This is a genomic window from Pseudomonas arcuscaelestis (genome assembly GCF_016881005.1).
GTDB classification, from domain to species: domain Bacteria; phylum Pseudomonadota; class Gammaproteobacteria; order Pseudomonadales; family Pseudomonadaceae; genus Aquipseudomonas; species Aquipseudomonas arcuscaelestis.
This window is the reverse complement of the sequence record NZ_JACOPV010000077.1, coordinates 1-1,080: the sequence shown is the minus strand read 5'-3', so window position 1 is coordinate 1,080 and position 1,080 is coordinate 1. Positions and strand designations below refer to the sequence as shown.

The 1,080-nt window shown below is 58.8% G+C and carries 2 pseudogenes; both read right to left on the bottom strand.

The features are described from left to right. A pseudogene (locus H8F21_RS29360) lies at window positions 1–689 on the bottom strand (hypothetical protein); the annotation flags it as partial. Window positions 690–785: 96 nt separating this feature from the next. Continuing rightward, window positions 786–1,080: pseudogene (locus H8F21_RS29355) on the bottom strand (phospholipase D-like domain-containing protein); the annotation flags it as partial.

Here is a 1,080-nt window from a genome sequence, read left to right as displayed (position 1 = left end):
AGCTCAGCGATAGCCTTATTAGCCTGCACGAGGGCACGCTCTATCGATCGTGCTTGCTCGGGCTGCATCAACAGGCCTTGAGTGCGTAACTGCTGTTTGAGGTGATCAGCCTCTTCCACGGATGACGGGTTAGCGATGTCGAAGGCCTGGAGAACCAAATGCCGTGGCACCCAGGTTTCCTCACCGGCCAGAGGGTTGAGGCCCCGGTCCTGGGGGTCCAATACTTCACGTGCCGCGCGTAAAGCCGCTGAAGCCTGCCACCACCCCGAATCATCGCTTGTGGAGAAACTGACAGCCGTGCGCACGCCACCTCGGTCGGCGTATCCATGGAGGGTGTCTTTATGCAAAGTGAGGGTATGCATTTCAAGGGCCTTGCTGGTCAGCCAAGCCTGCAGGGTTGGCTCGCTCCAACGTTGCTGGTACAGCGCCAGCGAGGGCGCGAGGCTGCTGTTGGCGGGCACTTCAAGCATGGTGTAACCGTTTTGCATCGCATCGCCCAACCGCTGCCCCAGAAGGATGTCGGCAGAAGAACGATCATCTCCCTGCGGTTCTGCGGCGCGTCGAACCCTCAGCAGCGGCGGCGAATGTACAACCGGCAATGGGTCATGCTGCAGCGTAAGGGCAGCGTCCCCGCCGCCGTTGGTATTGAATACGGTAACTTGTCGGCGAATGAGCGCGGGGATTGTCATGAGGTCGTTCTCTTCGGGTGATATACGCCAAAAGAGTGGTCCCGAGCCGAGCAAACGTTCTCAGTAAATCGTGAGAAAATTCGTCACGAGAAGCGCTTAGAGAATCCGATACAGCAACCGCTCGATCCTCACCCGGCTGACCCGGCGTAAAAACTTGCCAACTGCTTGCGGGTACTCCACCAGCGTCTGCAAGTCCTGGTATCGCTGAATGCGCGTGGTATGCAGGAAGATCTGCGCCAACTCGGTACGTCGCGGCTCAAGCCATTGGCCCTGTGGGTCGTCGATCAACAAGGCGTTTTCCAGGTCCAGGCGAAACGCCCGTGGGTTGAGGTTGTTGCCGGTAAGCAGGGTGTAACGCTGGTCGACCCACATGCCCTTGAGGTGATAGGTG